At 71.3% G+C, this 19,646-nt stretch carries 25 protein-coding genes; 14 read left to right on the forward strand and 11 right to left on the reverse strand.

Annotated elements, in window-relative coordinates; translation table 11 throughout:
• Window positions 1-109: 109 nt before the first annotated feature.
• From bla to VF330_RS34330, 3 genes are all read left to right on the forward strand, one after another.
• A complete protein-coding gene (bla, locus tag VF330_RS34320) occupies window positions 110-937 on the forward strand; it encodes a class A beta-lactamase (protein WP_414675526.1) in 828 nt (275 codons plus the stop codon).
• A 118-nt stretch (window positions 938-1,055) separates the two neighbouring features.
• On the forward strand, window positions 1,056-2,750 hold the full coding sequence (locus VF330_RS34325) for a cellulase family glycosylhydrolase (RefSeq protein WP_330855885.1): 1,695 nt from the start codon (window positions 1,056-1,058) through the stop codon (window positions 2,748-2,750).
• 27 nt (window positions 2,751-2,777) lie between these two features.
• Entirely contained in the window at window positions 2,778-3,644 is an 867-nt protein-coding gene (locus tag VF330_RS34330; protein ID WP_330855886.1) for an NAD-dependent protein deacetylase, read from the forward strand.
• On the opposite strand, the gene VF330_RS34335 is transcribed toward VF330_RS34330, so the two are convergent.
• Window positions 3,633-3,989, reverse strand: a complete 357-nt coding sequence (locus VF330_RS34335) for an RNA-binding S4 domain-containing protein (protein WP_330855887.1) — start codon at window positions 3,987-3,989, stop codon at window positions 3,633-3,635. The two genes, VF330_RS34330 and VF330_RS34335, sit on opposite strands and share 12 nt — an antisense overlap.
• A 7-nt stretch (window positions 3,990-3,996) precedes the next feature.
• Entirely contained in the window at window positions 3,997-4,599 is a 603-nt protein-coding gene (locus VF330_RS34340) for a helix-turn-helix domain-containing protein (protein ID WP_330855888.1), read from the reverse strand.
• 80 nt (window positions 4,600-4,679) lie between these two features.
• Between VF330_RS34340 and VF330_RS34345 the strand changes: the two genes are divergently transcribed.
• On the forward strand, window positions 4,680-5,645 hold the full coding sequence (locus tag VF330_RS34345; protein WP_330855889.1) for an NADP-dependent oxidoreductase: 966 nt from the start codon (window positions 4,680-4,682) through the stop codon (window positions 5,643-5,645).
• Here the strand turns inward: VF330_RS34345 and VF330_RS34350 are convergent.
• Window positions 5,635-5,976, reverse strand: a complete 342-nt coding sequence (locus tag VF330_RS34350) for an STAS domain-containing protein (protein WP_330855890.1) — start codon at window positions 5,974-5,976, stop codon at window positions 5,635-5,637. The two genes, VF330_RS34345 and VF330_RS34350, sit on opposite strands and share 11 nt — an antisense overlap.
• Before the next feature lie 280 nt (window positions 5,977-6,256).
• Between VF330_RS34350 and VF330_RS34355 the strand changes: the two genes are divergently transcribed.
• The 4 genes from VF330_RS34355 to VF330_RS34370 all read left to right on the forward strand — a co-directional run bounded on the left by VF330_RS34355 (window position 6,257) and on the right by VF330_RS34370 (window position 11,223).
• On the forward strand, window positions 6,257-7,927 hold the full coding sequence (locus tag VF330_RS34355) for a heme peroxidase family protein (RefSeq protein WP_330855891.1): 1,671 nt from the start codon (window positions 6,257-6,259) through the stop codon (window positions 7,925-7,927).
• A gap of 58 nt (window positions 7,928-7,985) precedes the next feature.
• Window positions 7,986-8,447 carry a hypothetical protein gene (locus VF330_RS34360; RefSeq protein WP_330855892.1) on the forward strand — a complete coding sequence of 154 codons (462 nt, stop codon included), beginning with the start codon at window positions 7,986-7,988 and terminating at the stop codon, window positions 8,445-8,447.
• 59 nt (window positions 8,448-8,506) lie between these two features.
• On the forward strand, window positions 8,507-9,727 hold the full coding sequence (locus tag VF330_RS34365; RefSeq protein ID WP_330855893.1) for an MFS transporter: 1,221 nt from the start codon (window positions 8,507-8,509) through the stop codon (window positions 9,725-9,727).
• A gap of 92 nt (window positions 9,728-9,819) precedes the next feature.
• Window positions 9,820-11,223, forward strand: coding sequence for a serine hydrolase (locus VF330_RS34370; protein WP_330855894.1), 1,404 nt, complete (start codon window positions 9,820-9,822; stop codon window positions 11,221-11,223).
• Between the two features lie 22 nt (window positions 11,224-11,245).
• On the opposite strand, the gene VF330_RS34375 is transcribed toward VF330_RS34370, so the two are convergent.
• From VF330_RS34375 to VF330_RS34395, 5 genes are read right to left on the reverse strand one after another with little or no spacing between them, the layout of a single operon-like run.
• Window positions 11,246-11,836, reverse strand: coding sequence for a nitrile hydratase subunit alpha (locus VF330_RS34375; RefSeq protein WP_330855895.1), 591 nt, complete (start codon window positions 11,834-11,836; stop codon window positions 11,246-11,248).
• A complete protein-coding gene (locus tag VF330_RS34380; protein WP_330855896.1) occupies window positions 11,829-12,095 on the reverse strand; it encodes an SH3-like domain-containing protein in 267 nt (88 codons plus the stop codon). The genes VF330_RS34375 and VF330_RS34380 overlap by 8 nt, the downstream gene beginning before the upstream one ends.
• A complete protein-coding gene (locus VF330_RS34385; RefSeq protein WP_330855897.1) occupies window positions 12,088-12,339 on the reverse strand; it encodes a hypothetical protein in 252 nt (83 codons plus the stop codon). The genes VF330_RS34380 and VF330_RS34385 overlap by 8 nt, the downstream gene beginning before the upstream one ends.
• 1 nt (window position 12,340) lies before the next feature.
• Window positions 12,341-13,261 carry an epimerase gene (locus VF330_RS34390; protein WP_330855898.1) on the reverse strand — a complete coding sequence of 307 codons (921 nt, stop codon included), beginning with the start codon at window positions 13,259-13,261 and terminating at the stop codon, window positions 12,341-12,343.
• Window positions 13,262-13,308: 47 nt separating this feature from the next.
• On the reverse strand, window positions 13,309-13,713 hold the full coding sequence (locus tag VF330_RS34395; RefSeq protein ID WP_330855899.1) for a helix-turn-helix transcriptional regulator: 405 nt from the start codon (window positions 13,711-13,713) through the stop codon (window positions 13,309-13,311).
• Window positions 13,714-13,761: 48 nt separating this feature from the next.
• Here VF330_RS34395 and VF330_RS34400 point away from each other — a divergent pair, with 48 nt between their 5' ends.
• Together VF330_RS34400 and VF330_RS34405 are read left to right on the forward strand one after the other, a co-directional pair.
• Window positions 13,762-15,009, forward strand: a complete 1,248-nt coding sequence (locus tag VF330_RS34400) for an MFS transporter (RefSeq protein WP_330855900.1) — start codon at window positions 13,762-13,764, stop codon at window positions 15,007-15,009.
• Window positions 15,010-15,161: 152 nt separating this feature from the next.
• Window positions 15,162-15,644: a hypothetical protein gene (locus VF330_RS34405; protein ID WP_330855901.1), complete on the forward strand. Its 483-nt coding sequence runs from the start codon at window positions 15,162-15,164 to the stop codon at window positions 15,642-15,644.
• 53 nt (window positions 15,645-15,697) lie between these two features.
• Here VF330_RS34405 and VF330_RS34410 read toward each other — a convergent pair whose 3' ends face one another.
• Complete coding sequence (locus tag VF330_RS34410) at window positions 15,698-16,105, reverse strand: VOC family protein (protein ID WP_330855902.1); 408 nt, start codon at window positions 16,103-16,105, stop codon at window positions 15,698-15,700.
• 214 nt (window positions 16,106-16,319) lie between these two features.
• On the opposite strand from VF330_RS34410, the gene VF330_RS34415 reads away from it, so the two are divergent.
• The gene (locus VF330_RS34415; RefSeq protein WP_330855903.1) at window positions 16,320-16,769 is read left to right on the forward strand and encodes a DoxX family membrane protein; all 450 of its coding nucleotides are present in this window, start codon (window positions 16,320-16,322) and stop codon (window positions 16,767-16,769) included.
• A 65-nt stretch (window positions 16,770-16,834) separates the two neighbouring features.
• Here VF330_RS34415 and VF330_RS34420 read toward each other — a convergent pair whose 3' ends face one another.
• Both VF330_RS34420 and VF330_RS34425 read right to left on the reverse strand, forming a co-directional pair.
• Window positions 16,835-17,212, reverse strand: a complete 378-nt coding sequence (locus VF330_RS34420; RefSeq protein WP_330855904.1) for a PH domain-containing protein — start codon at window positions 17,210-17,212, stop codon at window positions 16,835-16,837.
• Window positions 17,213-17,264: 52 nt separating this feature from the next.
• On the reverse strand, window positions 17,265-17,804 hold the full coding sequence (locus tag VF330_RS34425; RefSeq protein ID WP_330855905.1) for a DUF6886 family protein: 540 nt from the start codon (window positions 17,802-17,804) through the stop codon (window positions 17,265-17,267).
• 18 nt (window positions 17,805-17,822) lie between these two features.
• Here VF330_RS34425 and VF330_RS34430 point away from each other — a divergent pair, with 18 nt between their 5' ends.
• The 3 genes from VF330_RS34430 to VF330_RS34440 all read left to right on the forward strand — a co-directional run bounded on the left by VF330_RS34430 (window position 17,823) and on the right by VF330_RS34440 (window position 19,531).
• Window positions 17,823-18,845 carry a hypothetical protein gene (locus tag VF330_RS34430; protein ID WP_330855906.1) on the forward strand — a complete coding sequence of 341 codons (1,023 nt, stop codon included), beginning with the start codon at window positions 17,823-17,825 and terminating at the stop codon, window positions 18,843-18,845.
• 6 nt (window positions 18,846-18,851) lie between these two features.
• Entirely contained in the window at window positions 18,852-19,028 is a 177-nt protein-coding gene (locus VF330_RS34435; RefSeq protein WP_330855907.1) for a hypothetical protein, read from the forward strand.
• Between the two features lie 353 nt (window positions 19,029-19,381).
• Window positions 19,382-19,531: a hypothetical protein gene (locus VF330_RS34440; RefSeq protein WP_330855908.1), complete on the forward strand. Its 150-nt coding sequence runs from the start codon at window positions 19,382-19,384 to the stop codon at window positions 19,529-19,531.
• Window positions 19,532-19,646 lie beyond the last annotated feature (115 nt).

Below are 19,646 nucleotides of genomic sequence, written 5' to 3' on the forward strand. Positions count from 1 at the left end.
TGATCTCCCGCGCGTCCTGGCATGTGGAGAGGTTTCCGAAGAAGGGGACAAGACGTTGAGTTTCAACCGACGTGCGGTGCTCGCGCTGGGTGCTGGAGCGGCACTGGCCATGGCCGTACCCGCCACGGCGCAGGCCTCACCCACCACCGGCAGGCTGCGTGAGCTCGAACGGCAGCACAACGCGCGCCTCGGCGTGTTCGCGACCGACACCGGAACCGGACGCACGGTGCTGCACCGGGCGGACGAGCTCTTCCCGATGTGCTCCACGTTCAAGACCATCGCCGCGGCCGCGGTTCTGCGCCGTGACACCGACGGGTCGTTGCTGCGCAAGGTGATCACCTACACGCAGGCCGACATCGAGAAGTCGGGCTACGGCCCGGTCACCGGTAAGCCGGAGAACCTCGCGAACGGCATGACCGTCTCGGCCCTGTGCGAGGCGACCATCACCTACAGCGACAACTGCGCGGCCAATCTGCTCCTCACCGAGCTCGGCGGCCCTACGGCGATCACCCGGTTCAGCCGCTCGATCGGCGACCCGGTGACGCGTCTCGACCGCTTCGAACCGGAGCTGAACTCCGCGGAGCCGGGCCGTGTCACCGACACGACGTCGCCGCGCGCCATCGGCCAGAGCTACGCTCGCCTCACGCTGGGCCACGCGCTCGACCGCGCGGACGCCGCGCAGCTCACGAACTGGCTGCTGGCCAACACGACCGGCGGCAAGCGCATCCGCGCCGGGCTGCCGGTGGCGTGGGGCTGGGGTGACAAGACCGGCACCGGCGAGTACGGCACGACCAACGACGTCGGCATCGCGTTCCCGCCGGACCGCGCGCCGATCGTGATCGCGGTGCTGTCGACGCGGGAGAGCGAGCCGGAGGGCGCGGCCGACGAGGTGCTGCTGGCCAAGACGGCGGAGCTGGTCGCGGCGACGTTCAGCTGACGTGACAGGGCGGCCCGTCCGAACGGGCCGCCCTGTGCGTGCGCTCGGCCCTAGCCGGAACGGGCCGGTGCCGTTACCGTCGACGTGAATCTCGTTCACGTTCCCAAAGGCGGCGGCGATGCGGCGAGCGGTTCTCCTGACGGTCCTGTTCCTCCTCGCGCTGGTGGTCACGCCCGCGAGGGCGGACTTCGACGGCACCGAGCTGCGGGTCTCGGGCGGGGTGTTCCGCGACGAGCACGGCCGCGAGGTGGTGTTGCGCGGCTTCAACGTCTCCGGCACGGCGAAGCTGGCCGAGAACCGCGGCCTGCCGTTCGCGACCGTCGCCGACGCGCGCAGGTCCGCGCAGGCGATGAAGCAGCTGACCGGGGCGAACGCCGTGCGGTTCCTGCTCACCTGGGCGTGGGTCGAGCCGCAGCGCGGCCGGATCGACCACGCCTACCTCGACGGCGTCACGGCCCAGTTGCGCGCGTTCACCGGCCTCGGCATCCGCGTGTACCTCGACTTCCACCAGGACCTCTACTCGCGGCACCTGTTCAACAAGGACAGCTGGTACACCGGCGACGGCGCACCCGCGTGGGCGGCGAGCGGGTATCCCAAGGAGTCGTGCGGGCTCTGCGTCCACTGGGGCCAGAACATGAAGAACAACAACGCCGTCACCGCCGCCATCTACGACTTCTGGCACAACCGCGACGGCGTGCAGGACTCGTTCGTCGACGCGGCCGGCGAAGCCATGAAGCACGTGCGGGAAGCCTTGCCCGCCACCGAGTTCAAGCTCGTCGTCGGCGTCGACCCGCTCAACGAGCCCTACGCCGGCAAGTACGACAGCGGCCAGACGTCGCAAACGTGGGAGCGCGACCTCCTGATGCCGTTCTACCGGCGCTTCCGGGCGGAGATGGACGAGGCGGGCTGGGCGGCGAAGCCCGCGTTCGTCGAGCCGCTGGTGTTCTGGAACCAGAACGTGGACTTCTTCGCCGAACCCGGCGGCCTCACGCTGGTGCCGCCGCTGGGCGAGCGGTTCGTGTTCAACGTGCACTTCTACGACGGCAAGGCGCAGTCCGGGATCCTCATGCCCGGCAAGGCCGCGGACGGCCAGTACGCGCAGGCGTTCGGCACGATCCGCGAACGCGCGAGAACCCTGGGCACGACCGCGATCGTCTCCGAGTTCGGGCATCCCGTCTCGGGCTTCACGTCCGACAAGAACCCGTCCGTGCTCAAGGCGATCTACCAGGGCCTCGACTCGGCGGCGCCCGGCTCGCGCTGGTGGTCGGCTCCGCGCGGCACGGTGGTCTCGGGCAGCCAGTGGCACTGGGACACGAACTACGGCCGCCACCGCGAGCTGATGAACGACAACCCCGACAAGGTCAAGACCGACGGCGACGCCATGAACGACGAGCACTTCTCGGCCGTCAAGCTCCACGCGTCCGGGGCCCCCGTGCTGAACGTCGAACGCGCGGTGGTCGACCGCGTCTACCCGCAGGCCGTCGCGGGCACCACGCTCGCGTTCACCTACGAGGACCGCGTCCACCAGACCTGGCAGCAGATCCCGCTCGCGAACGTCCGCGCGGTGGTCGGGCCGGCGCAGTTCGCCGTGCTCGTCTGGGACTCGAACGGCGGCACTGCGCCGACCGAGCTGCACCTGCCGGAGACGCTGCGTTCGCCCTTGGTGATCAGCTCGGCGTCCTCGGCGGTGCAGGGCGACCGGCTGCTGCTGAGCGGCGGCACCGGACGCCAGTTCGCGCTGGTCACAGCCTCGTCGGGCGGCAACACCGCCGCGGCGGAGGCGGAGCTGCGGCAGTGGCTGCGCACCTGGTGACTTGCGACTGGTACGTAAGCTGGTGAAGTGCGAACAAGGCCCACCCTGAGCTGGACGAACCCGGGCCCGCCGCTGCCGCGCACCGACCGCCTCGACGACGTGGTCCCGATCGTCGCCGAGGGCGGCGTCCTGGTGCTCAGCGGCGCGGGCCTGTCGACGGAGTCCGGCATCCCCGACTACCGCGGCGAGGGCGGGTCGCTGCGCAAGCACACCCCGATGACCTACGAGGAGTTCACCACCGACGAGGCGGGCAGGCGGCGCTACTGGGCCCGCAGTCACGTCGGGTGGCGCACCATCGCCCGCGCGCACCCGAACGCGGGCCACCACGCCGTCGCCCGGCTCTCGCCGAAGCTCGCCGGTGTCATCACGCAGAACGTCGACGGTCTGCACCAGGCCGCGGGCTCGCGGGACGTCGTCGAGCTGCACGGCGGCCTCGACCGGGTGATCTGCCTGGACTGCCGGCTGCTCTCGCCGCGCGTCGAGCTGGACCACCGGCTGCGCGCGGCGAACCCGGACTTCGCCGTGACCACCGACGAGATCAACCCCGACGGCGACGTGTTCCTGCCGGAGGAGCAGGTGCGCGGGTTCGAGGTCGTGCCGTGCGCGGACTGCGGTGGCGTGCTGAAGCCGGACGTCGTGTTCTTCGGTGAGAACGTGCCCCGGCCGCGCGTGGAGCAGTGCTACTCGCTCGTCGACAACGCCCGGTCGTTGCTGGTCCTCGGGTCGTCGCTGACCGTCATGTCCGGACTGAGGTTCGTGCGGCGGGCGTTCGAGGGCGGCCTGCCCGTCGTGATCGTCAACCGCGGCGAGACGCGCGGCGACCCGTTCGCGTCAGTGCGCGTCGACCTGCCGCTGGGGAAGTCGCTGACGGAGCTCGTCGACCTAGTTCTGTGACCGGAACTGGTCCAGCACGCGCCGCTCCCGCTTCGTCGGGCGTCCCGCGCCGCGGTCCCGCCGCGCGATGGGGATGTCCGGCGGGGGCGGGGGAGTGCGGTCGATGAAGCACGTGGCCGCGTCCGCCGCGCCGACCCGCTTCTGGATCACCCGCACGACCTCGACGATCTTCGTCTTGTCGCCGACGCGGGCGCGGACCTGGTCGCCGGGCACGACGGTGGTGGAGGGCTTCACCGGCTTGTCGTTGATGCGCACGTGACCGCCGCGGCACGCCTGGGCGGCGTCCGGGCGGGTCTTCGTCAGCCGGACCGCCCACAGCCAGCGGTCGATGCGCGTGGACTCCACCCCGCCATCATGGCACCTCGGAGAGCGCGGAGCCGCGCGCGGGCGGCGGGTGCGGCAACGGGTGCGCGCCCTCCGGCCGCAGGCCGTCGAACAGGATTCCCAGGTAGCGCTCCCACAGGTCCGGTGCCGCGCCCGGCAGGTGCTTGACGACGTCGTTGGGCACGCACATCAGCAACATCACGTCGGTGCCCGTGACATCGGACCGCAGCGCGCCCTCGGCCCGTGCGTGGTCGACCAGCGCACCGATGGACCGCGCCATGTGCTCCTGCGCCTCGGCCACCTCGGCGCCCAGGTCGCCGGACAGGAACGACAGGTCGAGCTGCTGGCGTTGCCGTGCGGCGTGCCTCAGGAACTCCAGGACCGCGCCGCCCGCGTCCGGCGCGCCGCACAGGTCGTCCGCGAGAGCCGCCAGCCTGGTCACGCGGTCCAGCACGATGGCCGCGACCAGGTCGTCCTTGGTGGGGAAGTGGCGGAACACCGTGCCCTTCCCCAGCCCCGCCCGGCGGGCGATCGCCGAGACGGGCGCGTCCACCCCCTGCAGGGCGAACTCCTCGATCGCCGCCGCGAGCAGCAGTTCGCGGTTCCGGACGGCGTCGGCACGCTGGGACACCGCCGCAGCCTAACAAGTTGACCGCGCGGTCCGTTTCGTGCAGGCTAAGATGACCAAGCGGTCCGTTTAGAGGGGGAAGCATGAGAGCTGTGGTGGCGAACGACTACGGTCCGCCGGAGAGCTTCGTGGTGGCCGACGTGCCGGTGCCGCGTCCCGGGCCGGGACAGCTCCAGGTCCGCATCGCCGCGGCGTCGATCAACCCGGCCGACGTCGTGCTGCCCGGCGGGGAGTACCGGACCGCCGGTGTGCCGCTGCCGTTCCCGCACGTGCCCGGCAACGACTTCGCCGGCACGGTCACGGAGGTCGGTGCCGGGGTGACGGCGTTCCGGGTGGGTGACGAGGTCTTCGGCCAGGCCGTGCCGCGCGTGCTGCGCCCGATGGCCGGCGCGACGAGGCCGTCGCTGAGCACGGGGTCGCTCGCCGAGTACGCCGTGTTCGAGGCGGACACGCCGTTGCTGACCCACCGCCCGCCCGGCCTGGACGTGGCCGACGCGGCCGCGCTGGCGACCGCCGGGCTGACCGCGCGGGCGCTCCTCGTGACGGCGCGACCGGAGCCGGGCGGGACCGCGCTGGTCGTGGGCGCGACGGGCGGTGTCGGCACGGCGCTCGTGCCGTTGCTCGCGGCCGCGGGCGTGCACGTCGTCGCCACGTCGACCGCCGCCGACGACGCGCTGCTGCGCGAGCTCGGCGCCGCGGAGACGATCGGGTACGCGGACGCCTATCCGGAGGGCGTCGACATGGCGTTCAACGTCGTGCTGCGGGGCGACCGGCTCGGCGCGGTCGCCGCGGCGGTCCGTCCTGGCGGGCGGCTGCTCACGATCACCTACCCGCCACCCGGTCCGGACCGTCCGCGCGACGACGTCGACCTGGAGTTCGTGCTGGACCTCGACGGCGCGCTCGGCGGCATGCGCGAGGTCGCCGACCTGGCCGTCAGCGGCGTGCTGCCCGCGACGATCAGCCGCCGCTACCTCCTGGACGACGGGCCGCGGGCCTGCGTCGACTTCGTGCGCGAGCACACCACGGGCAAGCTCGTCGTCACGACGTGACGGCGTCCACCGGGTCCGCTGTGGGCTTCAGGCCGAGCATCCGCGCGAGCCCCGAGAGCTCCAGCACCTTCGTCACCTGCACCGATGCCGCCGAAAGACGCAGTCCGCCCGCCGCGGCGGAGGCGCGTGCGTGGCCGCGCACGAGGGCGCTCACGCCGCTGGAGTCGCAGAACGTGACCGCGGACAGGTCCAGCACCACGTAGCGGTGGCCGTTGTCGAGGAGGCGGTCGAGGCGGGCGAGCAGTCGTTCGGAACCGGATCCGGCGAGTTCACCTGAGACGGTGACGAGGGTGGACGCGGGTGACGACCGAGTCACCGTGACTTCGAGCATTTCGGAGCAGTACCCAGTCCGCACGGGCGTGAAACCACCCTGTCGCCGTCGCCCGGCCGTGTCCTCCTGGCAGCGGTGCGTGAATTCGACGGCCGCATTCGAAGATCAGCCTTCAGTCGGTTCTCAGGAATGGTTTTCGCGCTTTCGTATCCGCGGTCCTTCGACGTTTTGGTTGTGGTCGAAAGCTTCGACGGTATTTTCGTCCGTCCGGAGACTGGCGGTGGGAGCAGGTGTCCGTCGGGGAGGACGGCCACCTGCGAAGGGACCGACAGGGGGACTCATGAGAAGGCACGTGCGCGACAGCTTCTTCGTCGTGGGCGAAGGTGTGCTGGAATTCGACGAGAAAGGTGAAGCCGTTACGCGTCCGCCCTCCACGACGGAGGAGCTGCGCCGGTTCCGGTTCTCGCGGCTGGGGCCGAAGGGACCGAGGACGGACGAGGAGACGCGGGTCGCCCTCGCGACCGCGATCACCGCGGCCGGCGCGCAGCCGGACGCGCCGGGCGTCCCGGCGGGGTTCACCTACCTCGGCCAGTTCGTCGACCACGACCTCACGATGGACCGCACCGGCACGCAGCTCGGCCAGGACGTCAACCTCGACGAGCTGCTCCAGGGCCGCTCGCCCGCGCTGGACCTCGACTCGGTCTACGGCCGGGGCCCGCGCGACAAGGACGACCAGGTGTTCTACGCCGAGGACGGCGTGAAGCTCAAGACGGGCACCACCACGCCCGTGCCGTTCCCGGACGAGGGCACCAACGTCCCGTTCGAGGGCTTCGACCTGCCGCGCCGCGGCGGGACGGCGGGCACGGCGGCGGAGCGCAGGCTGCCGCTGATCCCGGACGCCCGCAACGACGAGAACCTCGTGGTGGCGCAGACGCACCTCGCGTTCATCCGCTTCCACAACCGCGTGGTCGACGAGCTCGCGCTCACCGGCCTCACGGGCGACCGGTTGTTCCGCGCCGCCAAGGAGCTGGTGGTGCGGCACTACCAGTGGGTGCTGAAGACCGACTTCCTGCCGCGGGTCGTCGACCCCGCGATCGTGGAGGACGTCTTCACCCACGGCCGCAGGTTCTTCGAGGTGCCCGGCAGGCACTGCAGCCGGGACGACTCGCCGACCATGCCGGTCGAGTTCGCGGTCGCCTCGTACCGCTTCGGGCACAGCCAGGTCCGCGGCGCGTACCAGTGGAACCGCGTGTTCAACTCGACCGGTCCCGGCGGCATCGCGTCGTTGTTCGCGCTGTTCACGTTCACCGGCGTGGCCGGCAACTTCGACCCCGGCTCGCAGACGCCCGGTGACCTCGACGACGTCGACCGCGGCCCGCTGTTCACGTTGCCCAGCAACTGGATCGCGGACTTCCGGCGGCTCTACGACTTCACCGAGGCCGGGCGCGAGGACCTGGTGGCACCGGAGCAGTTCGGCGGCGGCAACGTCACCAAGCGGATCGACACGCTGCTGGTCGACCCGCTGACGCAGCTGCCGGCGGGCACGTTCGGCGGCCGCGGCACGGCGTTCCGCGAGATCGAGCGCAACCTCGCGTTCCGCAACCTCACCAGGGCCTCGATGATGGAGCTGGCCACCGGTCAGCAGATCGCCGAGCTGCTCGGCGCGGAGCCGCTCACCGCGGAGCAGATCCTCGACGGCGACGGAGGTGCCGTGGTCGAGGGCCTGTCCGAGGAGCAGCGGGAGCGGCTCGTCGAGGCGACGCCGTTGTGGTTCTACGTGTTGCGCGAGGCGGAGATCGGCGGCGGGCGCCTGGGCCCGGTCGGCGGCCGGATCACCGCCGAGGTCTTCCACCGCGCGATGGAGGGCAGCCGCATCTCGATCGTGCGCTCGCCGTACTGGCGGCCGACGCTCGGACCGGACTCCAGCACGTTCCGCATGGTCGACCTGCTGCTGTTCGGGTTCGAGGGCAAGGCCGACCTGCTGAACCCGCTGGGGGACCCGCGGTCCTGATCGCCCTCGCACGTCCTGTCTGACCGGGTGGTGGCAGTCAGGCAGGAGAGGGAGATCGATGTCGCGTCCAGAAACCACACGTCGCCCGAGTGCGGGCCAGCGCCTCACCCGGCTGGCGGGTGAAGCGGGGATTCCGTTGCTGCGCATCGGACTGGGGGTCGTGTACCTCTGGTTCGGCGTGCTGAAGCTGTTCCCCGGCGCCAGTCCCGCCCAGGACCTCGTGGAGCGCACGGTGTCCGCGCTGACGTTCGGGATCGTCCACGGGGACCTGGCCAGGATGAGCGCCGCGATCACCGAGATCGGGATCGCACTGGTGGTGCTGAGCTTCCGCGCGCCGGGGTGGTGCGCGGTCCTGCTGGCAGGCCACGTCGTGCTGGTGTCGACACCGCTGGTGTTGTTCCCCGGCGAGATGTGGTCCGCGCCGCTGCGGGCGTCCTTCGAAGCCCAGTACATCCTGAAGAACCTGGTGACCGTCGCCGCCGCGGTGGTCATCGCGTCATCGCGCAGGGGGGAGCGGTGACCGGGAGCCGCCCGATCGTGTCGATCGGGCGGCTCCCGCGCGTTGTACGGTGCCTGGACATGGGGGAGATGTTCGCGCCGTTGGCGCATCCGGCTTTCCGCCGTCTGCTGGCGGCCCAGGTCACCACGGTCACCGGCAACGCGATGGCGCCGATCGCGCTGGCGTTCGCGGTGCTCGACCTGACCTCGTCGGTGACGTCGCTCGGCCTCGTCGTCGCCGCCCGGTCGGTGACCAACGTGGTGTTCCTGCTGTGGGGCGGGGTGGTCGCGGACCGGTTGCCGCGCCAGTTCGTGCTCGTCGGGTCGTGCGTGGTGAGCACGGTCAGCCAGGCGTCGATCGCCGTGCTCGTGCTGACGGGGTCGGTCTCGGTGCCGTGGTTCGCGGTGTTGTCGGCGGTCAACGGGATGTCGAGCGCGTTCGCCCTGCCCGCGGCCTCGGCGCTGGTGTCGCAGACGGTGCCGGCCGAGCTGCGGCTGCGGGCGAACGCGGTGCGGCGCCTCGGGGTCAACTCCGCGAACATCGGCGGGGCGTCGCTCGGCGGCCTGCTGATCGCGTTCACCGGCCCCGGCTGGGGACTCGCGGTCGACGCGCTGTCGTTCGCGCTGGCCGGCGTGCTGTTCGCGTTCGTGCGCGTGCCCGTCACCCGTGCCGGGCGCAAGCCGCCGGTGCTGTCCGAGCTGAGGGCCGGCTGGACGGAGTTCGCGTCGCGGCAGTGGGTCTGGCTCGTGGTGGTGGCCTTCTCGTTCGTCAACGCGGCGCACGTGGGCGGTCTCATGGTCCTCGGCCCGGTGCTCGCGGACACCACGTTCGGGCGCGAGACGTGGGGTTTCGTGCTGGCCTCGCTGACCGCGGGCATGGTCGCCGGCGCGGTCGTCGCGATGAGGACGAAGGTGCGGCGCCTGCTGCTGTTCGGCGTGGCGTGCGTGGGGGCGTTCGCGGGGCTGCCGCTGGTCATGGTCGTGCATCCGGAGCCCTGGTTGCTCATGGTCACGGCGTTCGTGTGCGGGCTGGGGCTGGAGCAGTTCGGCGTGGCGTGGGAGACGTCGTTGCAGCAGCACGTGCCGGCGGACAAGCTCGCGCGCGTCTACTCCTACGACATGGTCGGGTCGTTCGTGATGGTTCCGGTGGCCCAGCTCGCGGTGGGACCGCTGTCGCACGCGTTCGGCATCTCCGCGGCCCTGCTCGGGTGCGCGGCGGTCTACCTGCTCGCCACCGCGGCGATGCTGGCCTCGCGCTCCGTGCGGTCGGTCGGCACCGACGTCGAGGCGCGAGTTCGGTGACCGGGGCAACCTCGTTCGGCTCCGCTGCGTCACCACTCCACGTGGGGCAAGATCAGTTTCCACAAGGGCCATCGCACTCACTGGGGAAGTGGATGAATCTGAAGCGGTTGACCGCGCTGTGCGCGGTGCTCTCGATCACCGGTGCCGCTCTGGCACCCTCGGCCAGCGCGGGAGGGGAGCAGCACCGCCCGCTGGCCGAGCGCCTGCGGGAGGCGATCGTCGCGCAGGACTTCAAGGACGTCATCGACCTGACGCCACCGCAGACCGGCGCCGCGCGGTCGGCGGGACAGCGCGAGAAGTACGACCCGAGCCCGGCGGAGCTCGCCGCCAAGGCCAGGACGCTGGCGGTCCAGGCGGGGAAACCGTTGCACCAGACGCCGAACATGGACGCGGCGATCATCGAGCTCGACCCGGCGGGACGCCCGGCGGCCGTGGCGAACGTGCTGCTCAGCCCGCAGTACCCGAACGGCGTCGTCGTGCCGGTCAAGCACGGGTCCCTGTCCACGGACCAGGTGCGCTACCGCTGGTGGGACGACGACGAGTGGGACGCCAACGGCGGCAAGGGCACGCGCGACGTGCTGGCCGGCAGGGAGAACGCGCCGATCGACTTCTCCTCGCCGTACCCGGCGTCGGTGTTCAAGCTGATGGTGGCGTTCGGCGTCCTGCGCCTCGCCGACCAGGGCAAGGTCGACCTCGACGCCGACTACGTCTACGACCCGGACCCGGTTCGCGAGGCGTGCGGCGGCAAGTCGACGAAGAAGGTCCGCCAGCTCTTCGACGAGATGATCACCAAGTCGCAGAACGAGTCCACCTGCGCGCTGATCAAGATGATCCACGACCTGAACTCGTGGGACGCCGTGAACTCCAGCTTCGCCGACCTCGGCATGCCGACCCTGATGGTCACCGGGACCATCCCCGGCAACGGCGGCCGCTGGATCGGCTCGAACATGAGCGGCCTCGACACCGCGAAGCTCCTGCTGCTGGTCAACGGCGGCGCGGGCGTGCTCTGGACGACGGACGCGGGCAAGCAGGTCACGAACACCGAGCTGTCGGCCTCGTCGCGGGCGTTCTTCCAGCAGACGCTGGCCGGCCAGGGCCACAACGAGATGCTGTCCACTCCGAACTGGTGCGGCCGCGACTACCCGGTGCAGGGCATCCCGCAGCAGGTCCCGGCGCGCTGGATCCAGGCGGACGGCACCGTGAAGGTCGGTGACGCCGTCTACGACCGCGACGTGCGCCCGTGCAACGAGGCCGCCGAGGTGACCTTCGCGCACAAGACCGGCTGGGTCGACACCACCGGTTCCGACGCGGGCATCGTGAAGGCGTTCCGCGGCAAGGACAAGCGCAACTACGTCGTGGTCGTGTTCTGCAACCTCGGCACCGACTACGTGGACGCCGACCGCCCGGCCGACCCGCCCGGCGTGTTCCCGGTGCTGTACACGCAGAAGTACGCGAAGCTCGGCAAGGCGATCGACACCATCATGAAGACCCTCTAGCGGGACCCGGCACCGCGGTCGCTCACACGGCCGCGGTGCCGATCAGCCCGTTGCGCGTCACCCTGCCCGCGAGCTCCTCCTCGGTGAGGTGCCCGGTGTCCTCGGGGCGGCGCGGCAGCACCATGTAGCGTGACTCGGCGTTCGCGTCCCACACCTCGATCGCGGTGGACTCGGGCAGCACGAGCCCGAACTGCTCCAGCACCTCGCGCGGGTGGCTGACGACCTTCGAGCGGTAGGCGGGGCTCTTGTACCAGGTGGGGGACGGGCCGAGCAGCGAGAGCGGGTAGCAGCTGCACAGCGTGCACACGACGACGTTGTGCACGTCCGCGGTGTTCTCGACGACGTGCAGCCGTTGCACCTGCAGACCGCCGCCCATGGACAGGCCGAGCTCGGGCAGCGCGTCGTTCGCGTTCTCCAGCAGGCGGTCCCGGAAGCCGGGGTCGGTCCAGGCCCGTGCCACGACCCGGAAACCGTTGGCGGGCTTGGCCTTCGCCGTGAACGCCTCCAGCACCTGGTCCAGCTCGCGCGGGTCCAGCAGGCCCTTCTCCTCCAGGAGCGCTTCCAGTTCCCGGACCTGGGCGGCGATCGGGGAGTCGTCGTGGTCGTCACTCATCGCCGAGGTAGTCCTCCCAGAGGGACAGCGTCACGTGGTGGTCGCCGCGGCCGAACAGTTCGCGTGCGGGGAACCGCACGAGGTACACCTGTTGTGGTTGCAGGATTCCCTGCGCGCGGAGGTCCGCGAGCGGGTGGACGCCGTCCTGTCCGACGACCGTGCCGACCCGGCCGCGCGCGTAGTGCGGCAGCCGCGTGTGGTGCTCGGGGTCCACAGCGGACGTCCGCACCCGGTCGCCCGTGCGGTAGCGCTCAGACAACGCCCTTCTCCTCGAGCAGCGTCCGGATCGCCCGGAACCAGTTCTCGTAGTAGGACGACTCGTGCGACATCGTCCGTTCGACGGCGTCGCGGAACTCGTCGAGGTTGTAGACCCGCTGCTTGATCAACGCCCGGTTCATGGCCATCACGTGCGCCTCCCAGTCGGCGTGGAACGGCGGTTCGTCCAGTTCCTCGACGACCGGCCCGAACCCGTCCAGCCCGCCCACGTCGTTGGTCCTCGGCATGTCACCTCCTGCGCTCAGCCAGATTCTGCGCCGCTTCCCGCCAGTTCGGGAACCCGAACCCGAACCCGGCCCCGGTGAGCCTGCCCGGCACCACCCGGCGGCTCTTCAGCAGCAGCTCGGTGTCGGTGCGCAGCGCGAACGCCCCGATCTCCGCCATCCAGCCGGTCGCGGGCAGCCCGGCGGGCCTGCGCCACGCCCGGCGCAGCTCGCGCATGAAGTCCCGCTGGGGCAACGGGCCGGGTGCCGCCAGGTTGACCGCGCCCTCGACCGGTTCGGAGATCAGGAACTCGACGGCGCGCACGAAGTCCTCGTCGTGGATCCACGACACGTACTGCCGGCCGCCCGCGACGGGCCCGCCGAGCCCGAGCCGCGCCAGCCACGACAGGTAGTCGAACACGCCGCCGCGGTCCGGGCTCATCACCATCGCGGCCCTCAGCGCGACCTTGCGGGTGTCCGGGGTGACGGCCTCCTCCAGCTCGGCCTCCCAGCGCTTGGCGATCTCCACGCTGTAGGCCCAGTAGCCGGGCACGTCCTTCTCGCGGCCGCCGAGGATGCCGGTCCGCTCGTCGTTCGGCGAGGTGAACCGGTGCGCGTAGATCGTCGCCGTGCTCATCTGCAGCCACACCCCCGGCGGGTTGTCGGCCTTGGCGATCGCCTCGCCCACCACCCGTGCCGAGTCGACCCGCGACCGCATCATCTGCTGGAGGTTCTCGGCGGTGTACCGGCAGCTCACGCTGCGTCCCGCCAGGTTGATGACGACGTCCGCGCCGTCGATCTCGTCCGCCCACGGGCCGAGCGTCCGGCCGTCCCACCTCACGCCGCCGCTGCGGCTGATGACCACCACCTCGTGGCCCGCCGCTGTCAAAGCGCGCCGAAGCACGGTGCCGACCTGACCGGTGCCGCCTGGAATCACGATCTTCATCTCGCCCCCTCGCGCCCGAAGCTAGCCGCCTCTTCCTGAGAGTCGTGTCAGCTGAGCGGGTGCCGCGCGACCAGCACCATCGCGTCGAGCAGCCGCCACCAGTCCTGCTCGCCCGCGTCCACGACCTGGCCGACGGCGGCGAGCGCGGCGACCACGGCCTCCGGCTCCGCGCCGAGCAGGGCCACCGCCCGGCGGAACCGGTCGGTGCGCCGCAGCTTCACCAGCGACGGCGGAAGTGCGGGAGGGGCCGGGTCCGGCTCGCCGAACGAGACGCGCAGGTCCGTGCCGAGGGCGGTGGCCAGGCGGGACAACGCGCCGGTCGTCGGGTTGCCGCGACCGTTCTCGAGGTTCGCGATGTACGGCACGGACAGGCCCGCGTCGGCGGCGACCGAGGCGACGGTGCGGCCGCTCGCCTGGCGCAGTGCGCGGATGGTCGGTCCCAGTGAGTCCACGTCGACTATCTTGACAGAACACAGGACGACTGTCTTTATCTTGTGAGTATGGGTGCCTGGGGGATTCGGGACTTCCGGTTGCTGTGGGGTGGCAGGGCGGTCAGCCAGCTCGGGTCGTGGTTGCTGGTGGTGGCGGTGCCGGCGCACGTCTACGCGGTGACGGGGTCGGTGTTCGCCACGGGGCTGACGCTGGCGGCGGAGTACCTGCCGGCGTTGGTGCTGGGGCCGGTGGCGGGGGTGCTGGTCGACCGGTGGGACCGGCGGCGGGTGATGGTCGCGGCGGACCTGCTCCGGGCCGCGGCCGTCGCGGTGATGCTGCTGGGCTCGCCGGCAGCGATCTACGCGGCCGTGGTGGCGGAGAGCGTGGGAGCCGTGCTGTTCCGGCCCGCCGCGCAGGCCCACGTGCCCGCCGTCGTGGGGACCGGACCCGCGCTCGCCGGCGCGAACTCGTGGAACGCCGCGACCGACGGGGTGGTGGGGCTCGTTGGGCCGCCGCTCGGCGGACTGCTGTTCGCGTGGGCCGGGTTCGAGGTGCTGGTGGTGCTCGACGTCGTCAGCTACCTGCTGTCGGCTGTGGCGATCTCGTTGACCCGCAAGCGGCCCGTGGTGGCTCAGGAGAGATCGGGGTCGCGGGCCGGGATCGAGGCGTTGCGGGAGCTGCCACTCGTGCGGGCGTTGCTGCCGTTGAGCGCGGTGTTCCTGGCGGCGAACGCGGCGTTGAGCGCGCTCCTCGTGCCGTTCGGAGTGCGTCACCTGGGTGGGAGTGCGCAGGTCGGGATCGTGTTGTCGGCGCTGGGGCTGGGGTTCCTCGGCGGGGCCGTGCTGGTGAGGTGGCTCGACCGGGCGCAGCCGCGGACGGTCCTCGCCGCGGCGCAGCTCGGCACGGCGGCCGGGTTCGCCGGGTTGTTCGGCGCGCGGGACCTCCTGGCCGCCGTGGTCGCGGCCGTGGTGATCGGCGTGTTCGGGTCGGTCACGGTCGTGACGCCGAAGATCGCCGTGCAACGGCTGGTGCCGAACCACCTGCTCGGCCGGATCAGCGCGCTCTTCCTCGTGGCCGAGGCGGCGGCGACGCTCGCCGGGGCGGTCATGGGCCCGTTGCTCGCGGAGGCGGTGTCGCTGCGCTTCGCGGCCATGACGGCGGCCGCGGTGGCCGCCGCGGGTGCGCTGGTCGGCGCGGTGACCGTTCCGCGGGTTGTGCTCCCCGCAAAACGCTCGAACGAACAGCTGGGCGCTGCACCTCTACCCGGCGCTCGACGCCCACCTGGACGGCCGGCCGGTCACGACGCACCTGCGTGAGCACCTCGACAGCTTCGCCCTGCTCCTCGGCGCGTCGAGAGCGTCACGGCCGACTGGGACGCACGGGCCGCGGAGGTGCTGGCGGCGACCTTGGACGCGCCGGGCTTGCCCTGATCGGGGTAACGCGGCGGAGGCAGGCTCGATGTAGGGGTGTGCGCCTCACCCTCCTCGCCGCCGCCGCGTTCCTGCTCGCCGCCTGCACCTCCACCCCGGAAGCGGCGCCGGAGCCCGTCCCGCAGGCGCCGACGACCGTCGAGCAGCCCGCCGGCACCGGCCCGACCTGCGCGAACGCCAACTCGTCCGTCGTGGGCAAGGCGCTCGGGCTGCGGCTGCAGGGTCAGCGCGAGACGGTCGACAAGGCCGTCACGACCTGCACGTACGTCGGTTCCGGCATGCCCGTCGAGGTGCGGTTCACGACGAACGCGACGGCCGCGGCGGTCGCCCAGGCCAAGCCGGAGGGCGCCAAGGCGATCACGGGCTTCCTGGACGAGGCCTGGGAGACGACGGCCGGCGGGTCGGAGACCACCCAGCACATGGTCGCCGCGCGCAAGGGCAGGACGCTGGTCGAGGTGAAGTCGCCCGCGGGCGTCGAGCCGTCGAAGAAGCTGATCACCGACCTGCTCAGCAGGATCTAGGCGGCTCGTCGAAGAACGACAGCACGCGCGCGCCGACGCCAGCCACGTCCGCGTCAGCCCTGACCGGCGAGGTTGACCATCCAGCTCACGCCGAACCTGTCGACGAGGTCGCCGTACTCGTCGCCCCACATCTGCTTCTCCAACGGGGTGCCGACCTCGCCGCCCTCGGCGAGCTTGGCGAAGTACTCGCGCAGCACCTCGTCGTCGCCCGACAGCGACACCGTGATGGCGGAACCGGACCTGAGCTCCATGCCGGGCGGCGTGTCCGCGGCCATGATCGTGTAACCGGCGTCGGTCTCCAGCTGGGCGTGCATGATCTGGTCGGCCTGCGGCGTGTCCCGCATGCCGAAGTCGCCGAAGGTGTTCATCTTCAGCTCGCCGCCGAAGACCGACTGGTAGAACTCCATCGCCTGGCGGGCCTGGCCGTCGAAGCTGAGGTACGGGTTGAGGCGAGTGGCCACCGGAATCGCTCCTTCGCGGAAGACGGGCCCGCATACTCGCAAACCCCCGGCAGGCCGACAACTCGAACTCCCCGCCGTGACCTCCGGGTCACCGTGAGCTACCTGACCTGCGCAGACGGGATTCTTCGAAGAATTCCTGGCCGTCGTGTCGATCCGGGCGGGTGCCCGTTCGACGCATCAGTGGAAGGACACGACAGCCCAGGAGGAACACGACATGACCGCGACCGTCACCACCACTGCCGCCGCGACCGCCCCCGCCGCCCGCAAGTCCGCTTTCGCCCGTCACGCCACGGCCGCGACCCGCGTGCTGACCGGTCTGCTGTTCACCGTGACCGGCCTGAACGGGTTCCTGAACTTCATGCCCGCACCGGATCCGAGCACGATGGCGCCCGCCGGCGTCGCGTTCACGGCCGCGCTCTACGCCACCGGCTACATGCTCCAGCTCGTGGCGGGCGTCCAGCTGGTCGCCGGCGTGCTGCTGGTCGTCGGCCGGTTCGTGCCGCTGGCACTGGCGATCCTCGCGCCGATGGTGGTCAACATCTTCCTGGTCCACGTGTTCCTGGAGCCGTCCGGACTCGGCATCGCCATCCTGGTCGTGCTCGCGGAGATCGGGCTGGCGTGGGCGTACCGCGACAGGTTCCGCCCGATGCTGCAGGCCCGCTAGGCACTGCGGCCGAAATCCCCCGCCGGGCCACCGGCTCGCGGGGGATTCGCGTTGTGCCGCAACGACTACCGCGCGACGAAGGTGGCGAGCAGCGCCTGCACCTCGTAGACGTCGACGCCCTTGCCGAACTGCTTGGAGATCGGCACGTCGTTGCTGGAGACCCAGATCTTGAGCTCCGCGTCCAGGTCGAAGTGCCCGGCGGTCTCGACGCTGAACTGCGTGATCGCCTTGTAGGGGATCGAGTGGTACTCGACCTTCTTGCCCGTCATGCCCTGCTTGTCGACCAGGATGAGGCGCCGGTCGGTGAACACGAACGAGTCGCGCAGCAGCTGGTACGCCGCGTGCACCGGTTCCCCCTGCGCGAGCAGCCGGCCGAACTCCTGCGCGGCCGCCCTCGGGTCGAGCTTCGACGCGTTCCCCATCATTCCGCTGAGAAGTCCCATACGTCCACGTTTACCAGGCTTTCCGGGTCCGCGGCAGGCGGTCGCGGTCCGGTCATCGCGCCGGGCGCGGCAGGGCGTTGCGGAGCCGGATGCCGCTCCAGCCGAGGGAAGAGCGCACCACCTCGTCCCAGAACGGCCACAGCCGCGGCAGCACGCGCAGCGCGATCCCGGCCTCCTCGTGCAGCGCGAACAGGTCGCCGACGCGGTCCGCGGGACCCAGCGGCCGCACCGGTTCCGTCGCCACCACGGCGACGCCGTCGTCCCCGAACGGCCGGAACGCCGCCGCGTCGAACCGGTACGCGTACAGCTCGACGGTCCGCATGCGTTCCAGCCACCCGTACTCGACGGCGTGCCCCCTGTCGCCGCAGCCCGGTCCGATGATCCGGTCGCGGTCCTCGTCCGACGACTCCGGTGTCGTCCAGGCCATCGCCCGCGGGCACTGCCGCGGGAACCAGTAGTCGGGCGCGCGGTCCGCGTCGACCGCCCAGACGTACTCGTCGGGCTGCCGCGCGGTCGCCGCCCGGTGCGGGACGAACCGCGTGATCGACGGATCCTCGGAGAAGTGCAGCACCTGACCTGGTTCCGGCCTCATGTGGTCATACTGGCCCGCATGCGGAGGCTGACGCTCGCGGTACTGCTGGTCCTCACCGGCTGCTCCTCCGGCGGCGCGGACGACGCCGCCGGGTTCACCGCCGTCGACCTGACGGCGACGCCCGAGACCTTGGCGACCCACGGCGACGCGCTGCTCATCGGCACGCGTCCGTCCGACCACCCGGAGCTGGTGCTGCGGAGCGAGGACGGGTCGCTGAGCAACTCGCGGCTGACGCCGACCACCCCGTACGGCAAGGAAGCGCACTGGTACGGCATCACCTCCGACGGCACGACGATCACCGGTGTCGGCGGCGAACGCGGTGGCGCGCACGGCAACGTCCGGTGGAGCGCCTGGACCGGGGACGCGCGGCAGATCGTCGAGAAGCCGCAGGCGTTCAGCACGTTCGGCGGGTACGGCGCGGGCGAGCTGATCGGGCCGGTGAGCACGAAGCAGGGACCGCTGGTCATCGGCACGTGGCAGAGCGCCAAGGCCGGGCTCGACATCGCCGTGTGGACCTACGCCGCCGACACGTGGAGCCGCCAGCCGTCCGAGGGCACGGTGCTGGAGAGCTCGCAGGACCTGCTGCGCTTCCCGCTCGCGGTGGCGCCGGACGGGGACGGCGCGATCGTCGTCGGCTGGCAGATCGCCAAGGGCGCCGTGAGCGCCGCGGTCTGGCGGTTCGACGGCAAGGCGTGGACCACGGCGACCCTGCCGGACGGCGACGCCGCGCTGGCCGCCCGCTGTTGGGACGGCACCTGCCAGGTCGTGGGGCGCAGCAAGGGAAAGCTCGCCTGGTGGTCCGGTCCGGAGTGGAAGAAGCTGGAGACCCCGGACGTCCCCGTGGACGACAACCGGAACCTCGCGGCACCCGTGCCCGTCAACGGCGTCCCGACGCTGTTCGTCGACCACGGCGGCGTGAAGATGGTGTCCGGCAAGGACGAACGCCCCGTCGACGGCCCGAGCGGTGAGGTCGTGGCCGCGGAGGCGGTGGGCGGCCAGGTGTTCGTGATCGCGGGCGGACGGCTCTGGCGCCTCAGGTAGGAGGCGATGATCGCGTCCGCTCGTGACGGCGTTCTGCGGGTGTTGCGGGCCTCCCGCGACGCGGGGGTGAAACGGGTCGTGCTCACCAGTGCGTTCGGTGCGGTCGGCTACGGCCATCCGCCCCGCTCGGGCCGGTGCTGGGGCAGGACGACCCGCCGTCGCTGCGCCTGGTCCGCGGCCTGATCGAGGGCGGCTGCCCGCGTGCCCGCCGTTCGGCTGCGCGCAGGTCGACGTGCGGGACGTCGCGGACCTGCACCTGCGGGCGATGACCGACCCCGCCGCGGCCGCAGCTGGGCCGCGACTTCGAGGCGTCGAGCGCCAAGGGGGAGCGGGTGCTGGGCTGGAAGGCCCGTCCGGTCGAGGACACGATCGCGGAGACCGCCGAAAGCGTCCTTGCTCAGCCGCGGTGACCCGGCGAAGAGCAGGCCAACGGGGACGAACCGCGCTTTCCGGACCCTGCGGCATTTCTCACAAGCGAACCGAACCCCCACCTCACATTCGGACACGGATTCCGGTTCTGTGCGGGTGCTCCACTCGTGCGCGTCGAACTGGTGGAGGTGTTCCGAGCACTTGTGACGCGCTTCACGACATTCGGGCTAGTCGTGGACGTCGCGGAACTGCGTCCGGGGAAGGAACAGCTGGTCTGCGGGGTGGCGGAGCCGCCGGTGCGCTGGACGGTGGCCTGAGCTGCTCCGCATCGATGCAGTAACAGCGCCGACATGAAACGCTTCGCTGCGTGAGGATCTGATTCCGATCTCATTGCGCTGCTTGTCCCACGTCTTCCGGTCTTTGCATTCACCC

The organism is Lentzea sp., assembly GCF_036380075.1.
GTDB lineage: Bacteria > Actinomycetota > Actinomycetes > Mycobacteriales > Pseudonocardiaceae > Lentzea.